Origin of the sequence: Nocardia sp. NPDC060255, assembly GCF_042727395.1 — a bacterium.
Lineage (GTDB): Bacteria > Actinomycetota > Actinomycetes > Mycobacteriales > Mycobacteriaceae > Nocardia.
Window position 1 is genome coordinate 176,648 of record NZ_JBHXAU010000011.1, and the last position, 16,342, is coordinate 192,989.

General features: G+C 68.1%; 13 protein-coding genes. 8 read left to right on the top strand and 5 right to left on the bottom strand.

Going from position 1 to position 16,342, the window contains the following annotated elements; genetic code table 11:
• The first annotated feature begins 38 nt into the window (after positions 1-38).
• The 3 genes from ACFWF1_RS21605 to ACFWF1_RS21615 all read left to right on the top strand — a co-directional run bounded on the left by ACFWF1_RS21605 (position 39) and on the right by ACFWF1_RS21615 (position 3,227).
• Positions 39-1,322, top strand: a complete 1,284-nt coding sequence (locus ACFWF1_RS21605; RefSeq protein WP_379282227.1) for an MFS transporter — start codon at positions 39-41, stop codon at positions 1,320-1,322.
• A gap of 188 nt (positions 1,323-1,510) precedes the next feature.
• The gene (locus ACFWF1_RS21610; RefSeq protein ID WP_379282228.1) at positions 1,511-2,821 is read left to right on the top strand and encodes a citrate synthase; all 1,311 of its coding nucleotides are present in this window, start codon (positions 1,511-1,513) and stop codon (positions 2,819-2,821) included.
• A 46-nt stretch (positions 2,822-2,867) separates the two neighbouring features.
• On the top strand, positions 2,868-3,227 hold the full coding sequence (locus ACFWF1_RS21615) for an FKBP-type peptidyl-prolyl cis-trans isomerase (protein WP_379282229.1): 360 nt from the start codon (positions 2,868-2,870) through the stop codon (positions 3,225-3,227).
• Between the two features lie 196 nt (positions 3,228-3,423).
• Here ACFWF1_RS21615 and ACFWF1_RS21620 read toward each other — a convergent pair whose 3' ends face one another.
• The 5 genes from ACFWF1_RS21620 to ACFWF1_RS21640 form a co-directional block, all read right to left on the bottom strand.
• On the bottom strand, positions 3,424-4,593 hold the full coding sequence (locus ACFWF1_RS21620; RefSeq protein ID WP_379282230.1) for a hypothetical protein: 1,170 nt from the start codon (positions 4,591-4,593) through the stop codon (positions 3,424-3,426).
• Between the two features lie 77 nt (positions 4,594-4,670).
• Complete coding sequence (locus ACFWF1_RS21625; RefSeq protein WP_379282231.1) at positions 4,671-6,044, bottom strand: sensor histidine kinase; 1,374 nt, start codon at positions 6,042-6,044, stop codon at positions 4,671-4,673.
• Positions 6,041-6,751, bottom strand: a complete 711-nt coding sequence (locus ACFWF1_RS21630; protein WP_379282232.1) for a response regulator transcription factor — start codon at positions 6,749-6,751, stop codon at positions 6,041-6,043. The genes ACFWF1_RS21625 and ACFWF1_RS21630 overlap by 4 nt, the downstream gene beginning before the upstream one ends.
• 49 nt (positions 6,752-6,800) lie before the next feature.
• Positions 6,801-7,187 carry a hemophore-related protein gene (locus tag ACFWF1_RS21635; RefSeq protein WP_379282233.1) on the bottom strand — a complete coding sequence of 129 codons (387 nt, stop codon included), beginning with the start codon at positions 7,185-7,187 and terminating at the stop codon, positions 6,801-6,803.
• Between the two features lie 143 nt (positions 7,188-7,330).
• On the bottom strand, positions 7,331-9,367 hold the full coding sequence (locus ACFWF1_RS21640) for an AMP-binding protein (protein WP_379282234.1): 2,037 nt from the start codon (positions 9,365-9,367) through the stop codon (positions 7,331-7,333).
• A gap of 316 nt (positions 9,368-9,683) precedes the next feature.
• On the opposite strand from ACFWF1_RS21640, the gene ACFWF1_RS21645 reads away from it, so the two are divergent.
• Genes ACFWF1_RS21645 through ACFWF1_RS21665 form a run of 5 tightly spaced genes read left to right on the top strand, consistent with a single transcriptional unit; the run spans position 9,684 to position 16,323 of the window.
• On the top strand, positions 9,684-13,382 hold the full coding sequence (locus tag ACFWF1_RS21645) for an ATP-binding protein (RefSeq protein WP_379282235.1): 3,699 nt from the start codon (positions 9,684-9,686) through the stop codon (positions 13,380-13,382).
• Positions 13,379-13,792, top strand: coding sequence for a roadblock/LC7 domain-containing protein (locus tag ACFWF1_RS21650; protein ID WP_011207200.1), 414 nt, complete (start codon positions 13,379-13,381; stop codon positions 13,790-13,792). The genes ACFWF1_RS21645 and ACFWF1_RS21650 overlap by 4 nt, the downstream gene beginning before the upstream one ends.
• A 7-nt stretch (positions 13,793-13,799) precedes the next feature.
• Positions 13,800-14,174, top strand: a complete 375-nt coding sequence (locus ACFWF1_RS21655) for a DUF742 domain-containing protein (protein WP_040731099.1) — start codon at positions 13,800-13,802, stop codon at positions 14,172-14,174.
• Positions 14,155-14,757, top strand: coding sequence for an ATP/GTP-binding protein (locus ACFWF1_RS21660; protein WP_014981574.1), 603 nt, complete (start codon positions 14,155-14,157; stop codon positions 14,755-14,757). The genes ACFWF1_RS21655 and ACFWF1_RS21660 overlap by 20 nt, the downstream gene beginning before the upstream one ends.
• 51 nt (positions 14,758-14,808) lie before the next feature.
• Positions 14,809-16,323 (top strand): carboxyl transferase domain-containing protein, encoded by a 1,515-nt coding sequence (locus ACFWF1_RS21665; protein ID WP_379282236.1) that lies wholly within the window; start codon positions 14,809-14,811, stop codon positions 16,321-16,323.
• Positions 16,324-16,342: the final 19 nt, after the last annotated feature.

Genomic DNA, 16,342 nt, shown 5'->3' on the forward strand with positions numbered 1-16,342 from the left:
TTCGAGTCGAGCGGCGTCGACTGGTTACGCTGCCGCCGGTGAGACTGCTGGCCGACACGGCACCACTGCGACATAATGATTTCCGGCGCCTCTGGACCTCGGGCATCGTCACCGTCATCGGTGCGCAGCTGTCCATCGTCGCGGTGCCGCAGCAGATCTTCCAGATCACCGGCAGCTCGGGTTATGTGGGCTTGGCCGGACTGTTCGGCCTGGTCCCGCTGATCGTGTTCGGCCTGTGGGGCGGCGCGCTCGCGGACGTGATGGACCGGCGCAAGCTGATGCTCATCACCAACGCGGGCACCGGGCTCACCGCGGTGGCGTTCTGGGCGCAGGCCGCGTCGGGCATCGACAACGTGTGGGTGGTGCTCGGCCTGTTCGCGGTGCAGCAGGCGTTCTTCGCGGTGAACCAGCCGACGCGCAGCGCGACCATCCCGCGGCTGCTGCCGGAACACCATCTGGCCGCGGCCAATTCGCTGAGCATGACGGTGATGCAGTTCGGCGCGATCGCCGGACCGGTGCTGGCCGGCGCGCTGATCCCGGTGGTCGGCCTGGCCACGCTGTACCTGATCGACTCCATCGCCCTGCTCGCCACGATCTGGGCGGTGTGGCGGCTGCCCGCGCTGCCGCCGACCGGATCCGCGCGCCGGGCCGGATTCCGCACGGTGCTGGACGGTTTCGGCTACCTGGCCACCCAGCGGATCCTGCTCGCCTCGTTCGCGGTGGACGTGATCGCGATGGTGTTCGGCATGCCGCGCGCACTGTTCCCGCAGATCGCGCACGAGACCTTCGGCGATCCGACCACCGGCGGCGTCGCGCTCGGTCTGCTGTTCGCGTCCATGTCGGCGGGCGCGGTGCTCGGCGGGGTGTTCTCCGGCTGGATACCGCGCATCCGGCGCCAGGGCCTAGCCGTGCTCGTCTGCATCGTGCTGTGGGGCGTGGCCATGGTCGGCTTCGGCCTTGCCGTCGGATTCACCGGACACGGGCTCGGCCTCGGCGTCGGGCTCTGGCTCGCGCTGCTCTGCTCGGCCTTCGGCGGCGCGGTGGACATGATCTCGGCCGCGCTGCGGGTGACCATGCTGCAGCAGGTCGCCACCGACGAGATGCGCGGCAGGCTGCAGGGCGTGTTCATCGTGGTTGTCGCAGGTGGGCCGCGAATCGGTGATGTTGCCCACGGTTTTGCGGCAGCGAGTCTGGGTACCGCCGTCGCCGCGGCGGGTGGTGGCGGACTGGTGGTGATCGGCGTGGTGATCGCCGCCGTCGCATTCCCGGCATTCGTGCGATACCGGGTAGGCCGCGCACATGCGGAAATAGTGGCACCATGAGCTCGGCGAACATTCGGCAACTGTCGTTGGGCGCGTTGTCCGGACCGCACTCGCCCACGAGGTGATTGTGCGGTGCCGCAGGACTACCCTCCTGGTTGTCCGTGTCGGTGAACGTCTAGCGTTGAGACAAGTGCATCGTGCGCCGACCGCGACGATGCCTACGGTTCTAGCCTGAGAGGGATCCTTCCGTGCCCGCTGAGAACATCATCAACGTCGACGAAGACGCCAAGCCGGTGCTTACCTACCCCGGCGGGGAGTTCCCGATGACGGTCGCCAAGGCCGCCGAAGGCAACGACGGAATCGAGCTGGGAAAGCTTCTGGCCAGCACGGGATACGTCACCTACGACCCGGGCTTCATGAACACCGCCCCGACCAAGTCGGCGATCACCTACATCGACGGTGAGGCGGGCATCCTCCGCTACCGCGGTTACCCGATCGACCAGCTCGCGGGCACGTCGACCTTCATCGAGGTCAGCTACCTGCTGATCTACGGCGAGTTGCCCACGCAGACCCAGCTGGACGACTTCACCGACCGGATCCGCAGGCACACGCTGCTGCACGAGGATCTGAAGCGGTTCTTCGACGGCTTCCCGCGCAACGCACACCCGATGCCGGTGCTGTCGTCCGCGGTGAACGCGCTGTCGGCCTACTACCAGGATTCGCTGGACCCGCGCGACCCCGAACAGGTCGAGCTGTCCACCATCCGGTTGCTGGCCAAGCTGCCGACCATCGCGGCCTACTCGTACAAGAAGTCCGTCGGCCAGCCGTTCCTCTACCCGGACAACTCGCTGAGCCTGGTGGAGAACTTCCTCCGGATGACCTTCGGTTTCCCGGCCGAGCCGTACGAGGTCGACCCCGAGGTCGCCGCGGCGCTGGACATGCTGCTCATCCTGCATGCCGACCACGAGCAGAACTGCTCCACCTCGACGGTCCGGCTCGTCGGCTCCTCCGACGCCAACCTGTTCACCTCGGTGTCCGGCGGCATCAACGCCCTGTGGGGCCCGCTGCACGGTGGCGCGAACCAGGCCGTGCTGGAGATGCTCGACGGCATCAAGGCCGACGGCGGCGACGTGAAGGAATTCATCCGCAAGGTCAAGAACAAGGAAGACGGCGTGAAGCTCATGGGCTTCGGGCACCGCGTCTACCGCAACTACGACCCGCGCGCCGCGATCGCCAAGAAGCACGCCGACGCGATCCTGAACAAGCTCGGCAACGACGAGCTGTTCGACATCGCCCAGGCGCTGGAGGAGGCCGCGCTCACCGACGAGTACTTCGTCGAGCGTCGCCTGTACCCGAACGTCGACTTCTACACCGGCGTCATCTACAAGGCGATGGGCTTCCCGACCCGCATGTTCACCGTGCTGTTCGCGATGGGCCGGCTGCCGGGCTGGATCGCGCACTGGCGCGAAATGCACAGCGAGCCATTGAAGATCGGCCGCCCGCGGCAGATCTACACCGGCTACGGTGCGCGCGACTACCGCGAGATCACCAATCGTTAGTTCCACCGTTTCACCCACCATCACCCAATCGAAGGGGATACGCCGAATGACCAAGCCGGAGATCGAGTTCCAGGGCGGCCCCGCGCCGGCCGAGCTGGTGATCAAGGACATCATCGAGGGCGAAGGCAAAGAGGCCGTGCCCGGCGGCAACGTCGAGGTGCACTACGTCGGTGTGGAATTCGATTCCGGCGAAGAATTCGACTCCTCGTGGAACCGCGGCGAGTCCATCAACTTCCCGCTGCGCGGCCTGATCCAGGGCTGGCAGGACGGTATCCCCGGCATGAAGGTCGGCGGCCGCCGTCAGCTCACCATCCCGCCGGAGCTGGCCTACGGCCCGGCCGGTGCCGGCCACCCGCTCGCGGGCAAGACCCTGGTCTTCGTCATCGACCTGCTGGACGCTAGGTAATTTGCCGCGTGGCCGCGGCGTGTTCGCGGCCCCCTGGTGTCTCGTGTCCCAGCTGTCGAGACTCGCGCCTGCGGCGCATGCGCTTCGACAGCTGGGACACGAGACGGGCCGCGAACGGGTCGCTCGTAAGACTCGCTCCGTAGTGGCTGGGTATGTGGTCCGTGTTCCTGATCTCGGGAGCACGGACCATTGTCGTTTATTGCCGCACTACCTCGATGGGGTCGGTCAGGGCTAGGGCCAATGCAGACTGCTGGGCCGAGCTGCGCTGGGGGAGGGCGTCGACGGCCTTGTCGGTCTGCGTGCTCAGGTTGCCGACGATGGTCTGCAGCTGGGTGACGCCGCCGGTGAGTTGGCTGATGGCGCTGACCAATTGGGCCCCGCCCTGGTCGGCCAGCCGGGGCAGGTCCTGGGCCAGCTTCGCGCCTTCGTTCAATTGCGCACTGGCACTGGTCAATCGGTCGACGACGGTGTGCAGCAGGGTGCCGAGATCGGTGTTCGGGTCGACCGCGCCGCCGACCAGCGAGCCGAGGCCGGTGAGCTGAGAACCGGCCTGGCCCGAAATGCCCTGCAGGGCTTCGAGCTTCTTGATGATGTCGGCCAGCGCCGGATCGCCGGCGAAGGGCAGCGCGCGCAACGGCGGCAGGATCTGATCGAGCCCGGAGCTGACCGTGTTCGCCGTCTGTTCCACCTGCGCGATCGTGATACCGGTCGAATCCAGCGCGGCGGCAAGCTGATTCGCCTGTGCGGCGGCGCCGTCGACGGTCGAGTTCAGCAGCGCGATGGCCGAAGTCAGTTGCGCGGAACCCTCTTTGGCGAAGTTCAGGAACCCGAGCAGCTGGTCGGCGCCCGAGCTGAACTGCTCGGTGCCCGCGGCGGCCGCGTTCACCCCGGCCTTCAGCAACTGCGCGGTGAACTGCGCCTGCGTCATCTGGCTGCGCGCCTGCCCGACCGCCGACAGCGCGGCATCCACCCCCGCCGCGCCGACCCGGTGCGTCACCTCGCTGACCGCACCGTTCACCAGGCCGGTATCCGCGCCCTTGCGCGTGTCCACGGTGACCTTGGCCCGGCGCGGCTGCGCACCGGCCAACGTGCCCATGGATTCGGTGAGGTCGGCGGGCAGAGTGATCACCGCAGCGTAGTCATCGGTGCTCGCCTCACCCGGCTTAGCGGCCGTCCACTCGTACCCACCCGCATCCTGCAACGCCTTGACCACCTTCGCCCCAGTCGGCCCGGTATCGGCGTTGACCAGGGCAATACCGGTGGGCCCATGGTCGGATCGACCACACGCGGTGAGCCCAGCGCCAAGCGCGCCAGCACTGATAAGAGCAACGGCGAGAAGACCCCAGCGGGCACGTGTTCCGATCACAACCCCGACCATAGAACCCCGGCATAACCCCAGCGCTGGCGTTTCTATGAGAGTTCGTTAAGGACCCAACCGACCGATCAGGGGGTGGTGGGGGCGGGGAGGTCGAGGACGAGGCGGATGCCGCCCAGTGTGCCGTCGTCGAAATAGGCTTGGCCGCCGTGTAATTGGGCCTGTTGGGCGACCAGGGCGAGGCCGAGGCCGGAGCCGCCCTTGCTCGCCTGGCTGCCGCGGAAGAAGCGATCGAAGACGGCTTGCCGTTCGTGCGGCGGGATGCCGCGGCCGTTGTCGTCGATGCTGATGACGATGTGCCCGTTCGGTGCTCGGTGCGCGGACACCAGGGCCTCGGTGGCGCGGCCGTGCTTGACCGAGTTGGCCAGCGCGTTGTCCACCGCGAGGCGCAGACCCGCGGGCAGGCCGCGGGTGACCAGCTCGGTGTCGCTGTCGATGCGGACCTTCAACCCGGGGAAGTGCCGCATGGCGTCGTGTGCGGCCTGGTCGCACAGGTCGCCGACATCGGTGGCGACATGGTCGCGCTCGTTGGTGAGGTCGCCGGTGGCGAGCCGCTCCAGCGCGGCCAGGGTGGTTTCCACCCGGCCCTGGCTGCGCTGCAGGTCGGCGAGGATCTCCGCGCGCTGCGCCTCGTCCAGGTCGAGGGTGCGCAGTACCTCCAGATCGGTGCGCATGGCGGTGAGCGGCGTGCGCAGCTCGTGCGCGGACACGGCGGCGAAATCGCGCGCGGTTTCCAGCGCGGCGGCCGTCGCCGACTGCGCCTCGTCCACCCGCTGCAGCATCGTATTCACCGCGTCGGCAAGCTTTTCCGCCTCGCGCACGCCCGACCCGTCCACCGGTGTCTGCGGGTTCCGCGGATCGGGCAGGCCGCTGCGCGCGCCGACCTGGCGGGTGAGCCGCACGATCGGACGCACCGCCCGCCCGGCCAGCAGCCAGCCCAGCGCCGCGGCGGCCGCGATGGCGAACAAGGCGCCGCCGAGCACCCAGCGTTGCTGCTCGGCGGTCGCCGCGGCCGACGAGGCGGCGGGCAGGCCCATCGAAACCACCCGGCCCGCAGGCTGATGCTCGGATGTCGAGAGGATGCGGTAGGGCGTGCCGCCGACCGGGACCGTCCGCGAACCCGGTGCCAGATCGGGCAATTGGGTCGGGGTGCTCGCGATGACATTGCCGTCGTCGCGAACGGTGACGGCGATGTCGTTGTCCAGCCCGGGCACCAGGCTGATGAACCGGACCACGATGACCGGCTCGATCAGCACGATGCGCGAGGCGACCTTGAGCTGCTGATCGGATTGCCGCACATTGTTGCGCTCGATCGCGTGGATGCTGATCACGCTGATCACCGAGACGATCACCACCGCACCGGCGGCCGCGGCGCCCGCGACCCGGGTGCGTAGCGAAAAGGCCGGGCGCCGACGGGTTTTCGGTGCGACGTCCGAGGTCATTTGGGCATCCGCAAGACGAACCCGACGCCGCGGATCGTGTGCAGCAACCGGGGCGCGCCGTCCACCTCCAGCTTGCGCCGCAGATAGCCGACGAAGACATCGACCACATTGGTATCGGCCGCGAAGTCGTAGCCCCACACCAGTTCCAGCAGCCGCTCCCGGCTCAGCACCACCCCGGCATTGCGCGCCAGCGTGGACAGCAGCTCGAATTCCCGCTTGGTGAGCTCGATTTCGGTGCCGTTCAGCAGCGCGCGATAGCCCGCGACATCGACCTCCAGCGGGCCGACGGTGATCGCGCCGGGCGTGGCCGGCGACTGGGTATCGGTGCGCCTGCGCAGCAGCGCCTTGATCCGCGCGACGAGCTCGGCCAGCACGAACGGCTTGACCAGATAGTCGTCGGCGCCCGATTCCAGCCCCGAGATCCGGTCGTCCACCGAGGCCCGCGCGCTGAGCACACAGATCGGCACCTCGTTGCCCATCGCGCGCAACGCGGTCACCACCCCGGCGCCATCGAGCACCGGCATGTTCATATCGAGCACGATCGCGTCCGGCGCATGCTCGTTCACACTGCGCAGCGCCTGCCCGCCATCCCTGGCGACCAGCACGTGAAAGCCGGAAAGCCGCAGCCCACGCTCGACCGACGCGAGCACGTCCTCGTCGTCATCGACGACGAGGACGGTCGGAGTCGTAGGTGTCACATCAGTCATTGTGCCGTCATCGAACTGTCCAGCCGGTCAGGTAGGGCACGCCCGCCTGTCAGTAGTTGTGGCACGAATCGGCGACAGCTTGGATTGTTCCGCTCAGCTGGGCGTAGCGCGGGTCGTTCTGGGCCTGGCGCGCCGCGTCCGGGTTCGCGTCGATGGCCCGCTGCAGTTCCGCGCGGCGCTGCTCGACCGGCTGGTCGAACTTGCGCTGCAGTTCGGCCTTCTGGGTCGGATTCGAGTCGAGCATCGAGGCGAGCTGCGGCGCCTTGTCGTGCAGCGCGGCGTCGACCTGGGCGAACGTACAGTCCGAATTGAGCAACGGACCGGCGAGCTCCATCGGACCGGCCGACGCGATCGCCGGGCTGAGGAACACGGCAACGGTGGCCAGCCCGCCTGCGGCGAGTGCGGCGACGGCGGGACGGCCAACTGAACGCTTCATGGGGGTGACTCCAGTTCGTCGAGGGGTGCGTACCTAGCGCCCTCGACGCTAGGCGGCCGCACTGGCACCTGTGTGAACGTTCCCTAAGGAAACTCTGAGCACGCGCCAATCCCTAAGCGGGACGAACGATTTCGCGAGGAAGGTCAGGCAGGTGAGCCCACGTCCGGTGTCGCCACCGGATCCGCGCTGACCGGAGTGCCGCGGTTCGCGGCGTGTATCTGCTCCGCCAACGCCTCTAGCACCGCCGGATCCTCGATCGTCGACGGAATCTCGTACGGCTCACCGGAGGTGATCTGCCGAATCGTCTTCCGCAGGATCTTGCCCGACCTGGTCTTCGGCAGCGCGGTGACGATGACGGCGTCGTGCAGCGTGGCGATCGCGCCGATCTGCGTGCGCACCCGCTCGATCAGCTCGTCACGCAGCTGCGCCGGGTCGACCTCGACGCCCGACTTGAGCACCACATATGCCAGCGGCCGGTGCCCCTTGAGCTCGTCGGGCAGGCCGATCACCGCGCATTCGGCGATCGCCTGGTGACCAGAGATGGCCGCCTCGATGCTGCCCGCGGACAACCGGTGCCCGGCCATATTGATCACATCGTCGCTGCGGCCGAGGACGTAGAGGTAGCCGTCCTCATCGAAGTAGCCGGAGTCGCCGGTGAGGTAGTGGCCGGGGTAGGCGGACAGGTACGAACGCTTGTAGCGCTCGTCGTCGTTCCACAGTCCGGTGAGCGTGCCGGGCGGCAGCGGCAGCCCGATCACGATGTTGCCCTCGATATTCGGCGCCACCGGGTTGCCCTCGGAGTCGAGCACCCGCAGCCGGTAACCGGGCACCGGCACCGACGCCGAACCCGCCTTGATCGGAAGTTGTTGCAGGCCAAGCGGATTCGCGCAGATCGGCCAGCCGGTCTCGGTCTGCCACCAGTGGTCGACCACCGGGCAGTCCGGGCGATCGGCGAGCAGGATCTCGTCGGCCCAGGCGTAGGTCGCCGGATCTAGTCGTTCGCCCGCGCAGAAGAGTGCGCGCAGCGACGACAGGTCGTGGCCGTGCGCCAGTTCGGCCTCCGGATCGGCCTTGCGGATCGCCCGCAGTGCGGTCGGCGCGGTGAACAGTACGCGAACATTGTGTTCGGCCACTACCCGCCAATAGGCGCCCGCGTCGGGCGTGCCGATCGGCTTGCCTTCGTACAGCAGCGTGGTCGCGCCGACCAGCAGCGGCGCGTAGACGATGTAGGAGTGCCCGACGACCCAGCCGACATCGGAGGCGGTCCACATCACCTGGCCGGGGCCGATGTCGTAGATATTGCGCATGGACCAGGCGAGGGCAACCGCATGTCCGCCGTTGTCCCGTACTACCCCTTTGGGTTTCCCGGTGGTGCCCGAGGTGTAGAGGATGTAGAGCGGATCGGTCGCGGCGACCGGGACCGGCTCGGCCGCTGGCGCATCTCGGACAGCGTCGTCCCAATCGAGCCATTGGGCCGCGATGGTCTGTGCGGAACTCGGCAGTGATTCGGTCGCGGCCTGCGGCGCGGAGAAGTGGATCGTCGGGAACTGCGGGCGCTGCTTCACGATCACCGTGCGCGGTGCGGTGGTCTCGGCGAGGTCCAAGGCCCGCAACACAATCGGCGGATATTCGAGCTGTTTGCCCGGTTCCAGGCCGCCCGACGCTGTGATGATCAACACGGGTTCCGCGTCGTCGATCCGCGCCGCGAGCTCGGGTGCGGCGAAGCCGCCGAACACCACCGAGTGCACCGCGCCGATCCGCGCGCAGGCCAGCATGGCGATGACGGCTTCCGGGATCATCGGCAGGTAGATGATGACGCGGTCGCCCGCGACGACCCCGAGCCTGCTCATCGCACCCGCGAATGTGGCTACCTTTTCGAGCAATTCGGCGTAGGTGAAAACGCCTCTGGTGCCGGTCATAGCGGAGTCGTATATTAAGGCGGGCTGATCAGCTAAGCCCCCCTCCGCCGCAGCGCCGCCGTGCACATGCCGGTCGAGGGCGTTGAAGGAGGTGTTGAGGCGAGCGTCGGTGAACCACCTGGCCACCGGACGTGCTGCCGGGTCGAGGATCTGGGTTGGTGGCACCACCCAGTCGATCGCTTCAGCCGCCCCGGCCCAGAACTCGGCGGGGTCGACCAAGCTGGTCTGATAGACCGGTCGGTACTCGTGCCGCACGTTCAAACCCGTGACTCCCTAGCCTCGCCTCGATGCCCGCCTCGATAGATCTGGTTGATTGTGGCAGACTTCACGCGACGCCCGGGTGGGTGTTGTGACCTTTGGTTTTGCCTGGAACGGCCAGGTCAAGGATCGCATGCTTACTCGGAGTCACCCAAGAAGTTATTGATCCGTTAGAATCTGATGTCACTTATTTGGGCCGTCGTAGACGCAATTTCTCGGCCAGCCGCAGTTCTCGGCCAGCTCCGCCTGTCGAGCCAGTATGCGTGTGGAGGTTCGCTGATGGCGCGTGGTTGGGGCCAGTTTGGAAAGTGAGTGGGAGATGCGTGAGGCCGCTAGGTCCGGCAGAAGGCGCTGGGCGCTCGGCAACTGGGACCTGCGCTGGAAGGTGACGGCAGTTCTCGCCGTCCCCCTGGCAGTCGCGGTAGGCCTTGGCGTGTCCAGGATTTCATCGGAGTTCACCAACTCGGGTCGGCTCGCCGACGTCGCGGAGAACGTCCAGGCGATCCCCGCCGTCACCGCGCTCAGCGCGCAGACGGCGACGGTGGTCGGCTCGCAGATGATCGCTGTCGCGGACAACGTGTCCGTGGTGACCGATCAGAACCTCGCCGATCTCGACAAGGCGATTGCCAACGCGGACAAGGCCGCCGACAAGCTCAGTGGTGTGTCGGGCGCCCGCGCGGCGCTGGACAGCATGCTCACCCAGGCGAAAGCCGTGCGTCAGCAAGGCAAGGCCGTGAGTACCGGATCGACCTCCGATGCCATCGGCTTGATCGACCGGGTGCGTAACGACAGCGTCCGGATCGTCGAGACGACGGTCGGGCAGGTCAGCGACACCGCGGTGGACACGGCCAAGTTGCGCCTCGTCGATTCGCTCAACACCCGTGCCACGCTGGTCGGTGAGGTCGCCGCCTTCCCCGCCGTGCTGAAAGATCCGCGCGGTGGCACCCCCGGCTTCCTCACCGCGGCCAACACCGAGCGCTCGCTGCTCGGCGTGCTGGCACACCGGTTTTCCGACGGCGATACATCGATCGCCGATCTGCGCGCAGGCATCGATACCCGAGTAGCGCTGCTCAGCAGCACCGAGGCGCAGGCAGGAAAGATCCCGGTCGGCGATCTGAAGAAATCGCTGACCGACAGCCTCGCGGTGTACGAGCTCGTGGTGAGCAAGGCGACCAAGGACATCGACGGCGCGATGAACTCGCTGGTGTCCACTGCCCAGCGCGACGCGTGGACATACACCGCGGTCGTAGTCGCGACCATCCTCGCCGCGCTGCTGCTCGCCGTGTTCGTTGCGCGCTCGATGATCGTGCCGCTGCACCGATTGCGCCTCGCGGCGTTGCGGGTCGCGGAAAGCGATCTGCCGCACGAGGTGGCCCAGCTTCGTACCGGCGCCTCGCCGGAAGAGGTGCCGCTCGAGCCGATGCCGGTGCGCAGCACCGAGGAGATCGGCCAGCTGGCCCGCGCCGTCGACGACATCCACGGCCAGGCGCTGCGGCTCGCCAGCGACCAGGCGCAGATGCGTTCTCAGGTCAACGACATGTTCGAGACGCTGGCCCGGCGATCCAAGTCGCTGGTCGACCATCAGCTCAGCCTGATCGAGGCGATGGAGTACGACGAGAAGGATCCGCGCCTGCTGGAAAACCTTTTCCGGCTGGACCATCTCGCCGCCCGTATGCGTCGGAACGGCGACAACCTGCTCATCCTCGCCGGCACCAGGCAGCGCCGCGCCAAGTCCGCCCCGGTCGAGATCGCCGACGTACTGCGCGCCGCGATCTCCGAGGTCGAGGACTACGAGCGCGTGAAACTGGGTGCCACACCACGTGGTTCGCTGGTCGAGCCCGCCGCCTCCGACATGGCGCACCTGTTCGCCGAGCTGCTGGACAACGCGCTGCGCGCCTCCCCGCCGGAGACCGACGTGAAGTTCACCTTCGCGCAGGCACACGACCAGGGCATGCTCATCGAGGTGGCCGACCGTGGCATCGGTATGCCGCCGTCGGAGATGGCCGATATCAACCGGCGGCTGGAACAGACCGCCGAGCCGGGGCCCGATACCGCCCGGCACATGGGTCTTTTCGTGGTCGGCAGGCTGGCCGAGCGGCACGGTCTCACCGTGCGGCTGCGGCCGACCTTCGACACCGCCCGCGATCCCGGTGTCACAGTGACCGTGCACGTCCCCGGCGGCCTGATCGTCGCGGGCAAGCCGATCACGGCGCAGCCCGTCACCCCGTCCCCGCAGGCCCCGGAGCGGCCGCGGCCGGCCGGCCCGTCATCGATGCAGATGCGGTCGGTCACCCGTACCCCTACCGGCAATGTCATGGTGACCGTCGATCCCGGCGTCAGCGGACCGATCCCGGTCAGTAATCCGAATGCCGCACCCAGCGGGCCGATTCCGGCCGGTGGTGGCCTGCCGCAGCGGCAGCCGGGCAATTCGATGGCGTCCGGGCTGAATGCGCAGCAGTCCGGTCCGACGCTGCGACCCGCACCGGGTCAGCAGTCCGGCGGACCGCAGCGCGGCAAGCTCGCCGCCGCGAACCTACCCAAGCGCAATCTCAATCCGGGCGGTCCGCCGCCGCGCCAGCCGGGTGGTCCCGCCGAGCCGACCGTGACGGGTCTGCCGCCGCGGGACGCGAATTCGGGCGAACTGCCGAAGCGCCAGCCGGGTAGCAACGGCGTGCCGCAGCCGAGCATCAGTGGGCTCGCGCAGCCGCCGAGCGGTCTGCCGCAGCGGCAGCGTGGCGAGAACGGTCTGCCGCAACGGGATTCCGCGCCCGGCGTGCTGCCGCCGCGTGACCCGAGCGCCGGTGGACTGCCGCAGCGCGACAGCGGTTCCGGCGGCCTGCCGCCACGGCAGACCGGTCCCAACGGTCTGCCGCAGCGTGAAGGCCTGCCCCAGCGTGACCCGAATGCCGGTGGCCTGCCGCAACGCGACCCGAGTGCCGGTGAGCTGCCGCAGCGCGAGTCCGCCTCCGGTGGCTTGCCGCAACGGGAGCCGAGCGCGGGTGGCTTGCCGCAACGCGATTCGACGGCGGGTGGTCTGCCGCGGCGTCAGCGTGGCGAGAACGGTCTGCCGCAACGTGAATCCGCGTCCGGTGGTCTGCCGCAGCGTGAGCCGAGCGCGGGTGGCTTGCCGCAACGCGATTCGAGTCTGCCGCAGCGTGATCCGAGCGCTGGCGGGCTGCCGCAGCGGGAGTCCGCGTCCGGTGGTCTGCCGCAACGCGAGCCGACGGCGGGTGGTCTGCCGCAGCGTGATCCGCTTGCCGGTGGTCTGCCCCAGCGTGATCCGAGCGCGGGTGGCTTGCCGCAACGCGATTCGATTCTGCCGCAGCGTGATCCGAGCGCCGGCGGCCTGCCGCAGCGGCACGCCGCGGCGGCGAACCTGCCGCAGCGGGACGCGACGCCCAGCGGGTTGCCGCAGCGCCAGCCGGGCACCCAGGTGCCGCCGAATCTGCCGCAGCGCGAGCCGGGTGACGGCCTGCCGCAGCGGGACGCATCGCCGGGTCTTGGTCTGTCGCAACGTGGTCGGGGTACGCTGCCCGGCAACGACGAACAGCCGAAGGACGCGGAGGCCGCAGGAGGCGATCCAGGCAGGCACAGTTACCGGGCCAACCCGACCAGGACGGCGTCGTTCTTCCAGACCCGGCTCCAGCCCGCCGTCGAAACCGGTGATTCCGTGATGGGCGGGACACCAATTTTCGCGGAAATGATGTCGGCATGGCTGTCAGACCCGAATATGGACAGGTCCACCGTGGCCGCCTCCTTCGAATCACCGGGTGATGAAGGTTGGCAGGCGGCCCGCGCGGCCAGCGAGGCACAATCCGAAACAAGGACGGCGGCCGGGTTGCCGCAACGCAATCCGGGCGGAAGGCTGGTCCCGGGCGCCGTCAACGGTGCGGTGGAACGAGCACCGAGCCGCGATCCAGAAACGATCAGGTCCAGCCTGAGCCGCCATCAGCAGGGCGTCCGGGACGGCCGCGCAATGAGAGCAATGAACTTAACCGGAGATAAAGGAGACCGATGAACCCCGATCTAGGTGGTACGAATCGTCAGCTGGATTGGCTGGTTTCGAACTTCGCCAACGAGGTTCCTGGCGTAGCCCATGCCGTCCTGGTCTCGGCTGACGGCCTACTCATGGCCGCGAGTGCTCAGCTGCCCGTCGACCGTGCCGAGCAGCTCTCGGCCGTCACCGCCGGACTGGCCAGCCTCTCGGTCGGTGTCTCGAACCTGTTCGAGGGCGGCACCGTGCTGCAGTCCGTCGTCGAGATGGAGCACGGCTACCTGCTACTCATGGCTGTCGGCGACGGCTCGTACCTTGCCGTGTTGACCAATACGTCGTGCGACATCGGTCAGGTCGGCTACGAGATGGCGTTGTTGGTCGAGCGGGTTGGCCAGACAGTCCAGGCCACGCCACGTGTCACGATGGGTTCCTGATGGTGGGATGGACATAGAAGATCACCGCTTGGGGAGCGCCGAGCCCAGTCTCGTTCGCCCATACTCGTTGACCGCAGGCCGAACGAGGCCCGCGGTCGAGTTGGCGTTGGAGGCACTCGTCGCATCGCATCCGGTCGCCCTGGAGCGGCAGTTCGAACTGACCAACATCGAGACGTCAATCGTGGAGTTGTGCAGAGAATCGCCGTCCGTCGCTGAGGTAGCAGCCCGATTGGGTATCCCCATCGGGGTGGCTCGCGTGCTGGTTGCCGACCTGATCGAGGCCGGGCATGTACGCGTTTCGGCGACTTTGAAAGACGATTCCAGCGACGATGAACGTCGCGAGCTGATCGAAAGGGTTCTCAGTGGACTCCGGCGTATTTGATTCGACGGCGCAGGTCGACACCCGCACCAGCAAGCCAACGTCGGCGAAGATCGTTGTCGCGGGTGGCTTCGGTGTCGGCAAGACCACGATGGTCGGTGCTGTCTCGGAGATCGTTCCGCTGCGCACCGAGGCATTGGTAACCAATGCCAGTACCGGAATCGACAATTTGACGGGCATTCCGATGAAGTCGACCACCACCGTGGCGATGGACTTCGGCCGGATCAGCCTCGCCGACGATCTGGTGCTGTACCTCTTCGGTACGCCGGGCCAGTACCGATTCTGGTTCATGTGGGACGACCTGATCCGTGGCGCCATCGGCGCCGTGGTGCTCGTCGACACCCGCAGACTCGAGGACAGCTTCGCGGCCGTCGACTACTTCGAAGCGCGCGGCCTACCATTCCTGGTGGCGCTCAACGAATTCGACGACGCGCCGCGATACCCGATCGAGGACATCCGGCAGGCCCTCGCGGTGCCTGCGGACGTGCCGATCCTGTCCATCGATGCCCGGCGTCGCGAGCCGGCCAAGCAGGCCTTGGTCGCGCTCACCGAGTACGCGCTGCGCAAGGTGATGCAAGGCTACTGAGTGCACGCGCGGCGGCCCGCCCGTCCGAAGACGAGTGGATAAGCTCCCTCGGTGAGGATTTCGGCGCGCGAGCTGCTCGGGCAACTGCTCGACACCGACTCGTATGTCAGCTGGGACCGGCCACCGATCACGGTGGCCGCGAGCCCGCGGTACCGCGAGGCGTTGCACAAGGCTGCGGTCGCGGCGGGCACCGATGAGTCGGTGCTCACCGGCGAAGGGCTGCTGCGTGGCCGTCGGGTGGCCGTAATCGCCTGCGAGTTCGGCTTTTTGGCGGGTTCGATCGGCGTCGCGGCGGCCGAGCGGATCGTCACGGCGGTCGAGCGCGCCACCGAGCTCGGGCTGCCACTGGTCGCTTCGCCGACCTCCGGCGGCACCCGCATGCAGGAGGGCACCGTCGCGTTCGTGCAGATGGTGAAGATCGCCGGTGCCGTCGCCGCGCACAAGGCCGCGGGCCATCCCTATCTCGTCTACCTGCGCAACCCGACCATGGGCGGCGTGTTCGCCTCGTGGGGTTCGTTGGGGCACATGACTTTTGCCGAGCCCGGCGCGCTGATCGGGTTCCTCGGACCGCGCGTCTATCAAGCCCTGTACGGCCAGCCGTTCCCCGAGGGCGTGCAGACGGCCGAAAACCTTTACCGCCGTGGCGTTATCGATGGTGCCGTGCCGGTTTCCATCTTTCGCCGCATCGCGCATCGCGCGCTCAGCGTCTTCGGTGGCCGCCCGGTGCCGGATTCGACTGCGGGCGAACAAGTTCCGCTCCGTGATCAGCAGCAGGCGGCCGAAGCCGTCTCGGCGTGGGAGTCCGTGGTGATTTCCCGGCGGCCGGACCGGCCGGGCATTCGTGACCTGCTTCGCCATGTGACACAACGGGTTCCGCTGAGCGGCACCGGACAGGGCGAATCCGATCGCACCGTGGTGCACGCGCTGGCGCGCTTCCGCGGCCAGCCGTGCGTGGTGTTCGGACACGACCGCGCCGGACAGCAGGGCGGGTACTCCATGGGGCCCGCCGCACTGCGGGAAGCGCGCCGCAGCATGGCGCTTGCTGAAGAGTTGCGGTTGCCCCTCGTCCTGGTGATCGACACGGCGGGCGCGGCCTTGTCGAAGGAGGCCGAGGAGCGCGGATTGGCCCCCGAGATCGCCCGCTGCATCGCGGATTTGGTGACCTTGGACACGCCGACCATCTCGGTGCTGCTCGGCCAGGGCACCGGCGGCGGCGCGCTGGCTCTGTTGCCCGCCGACCGCGTCCTGGCCGCCACCCACGGCTGGCTCGCCCCGCTGCCCCCGGAGGGCGCGAGCGCCATCGTCTACCGCGACACCGCACACGCTGCCGAACTTGCTCAGTCGCAACGCATCCGCGCCGCCGACCTGCTCGCCGACGGCGTGGTCGACCGCATCGTCCCCGAATTCCCCGACGCAGCCGACGAATCGGTCGACTTCGCCCGCCGCATGGGCATAGTCATCGCCGACGAGCTCGCCCGGCTACGCCAGCGACCGGCCACCGAACTGCGCGCGTTGCGTAAGCAGCGCTACCGCCGCCTCGGCCTCCCGAACGCGGTCAACGGCTGAGCGGGATTGATCGTGCGCT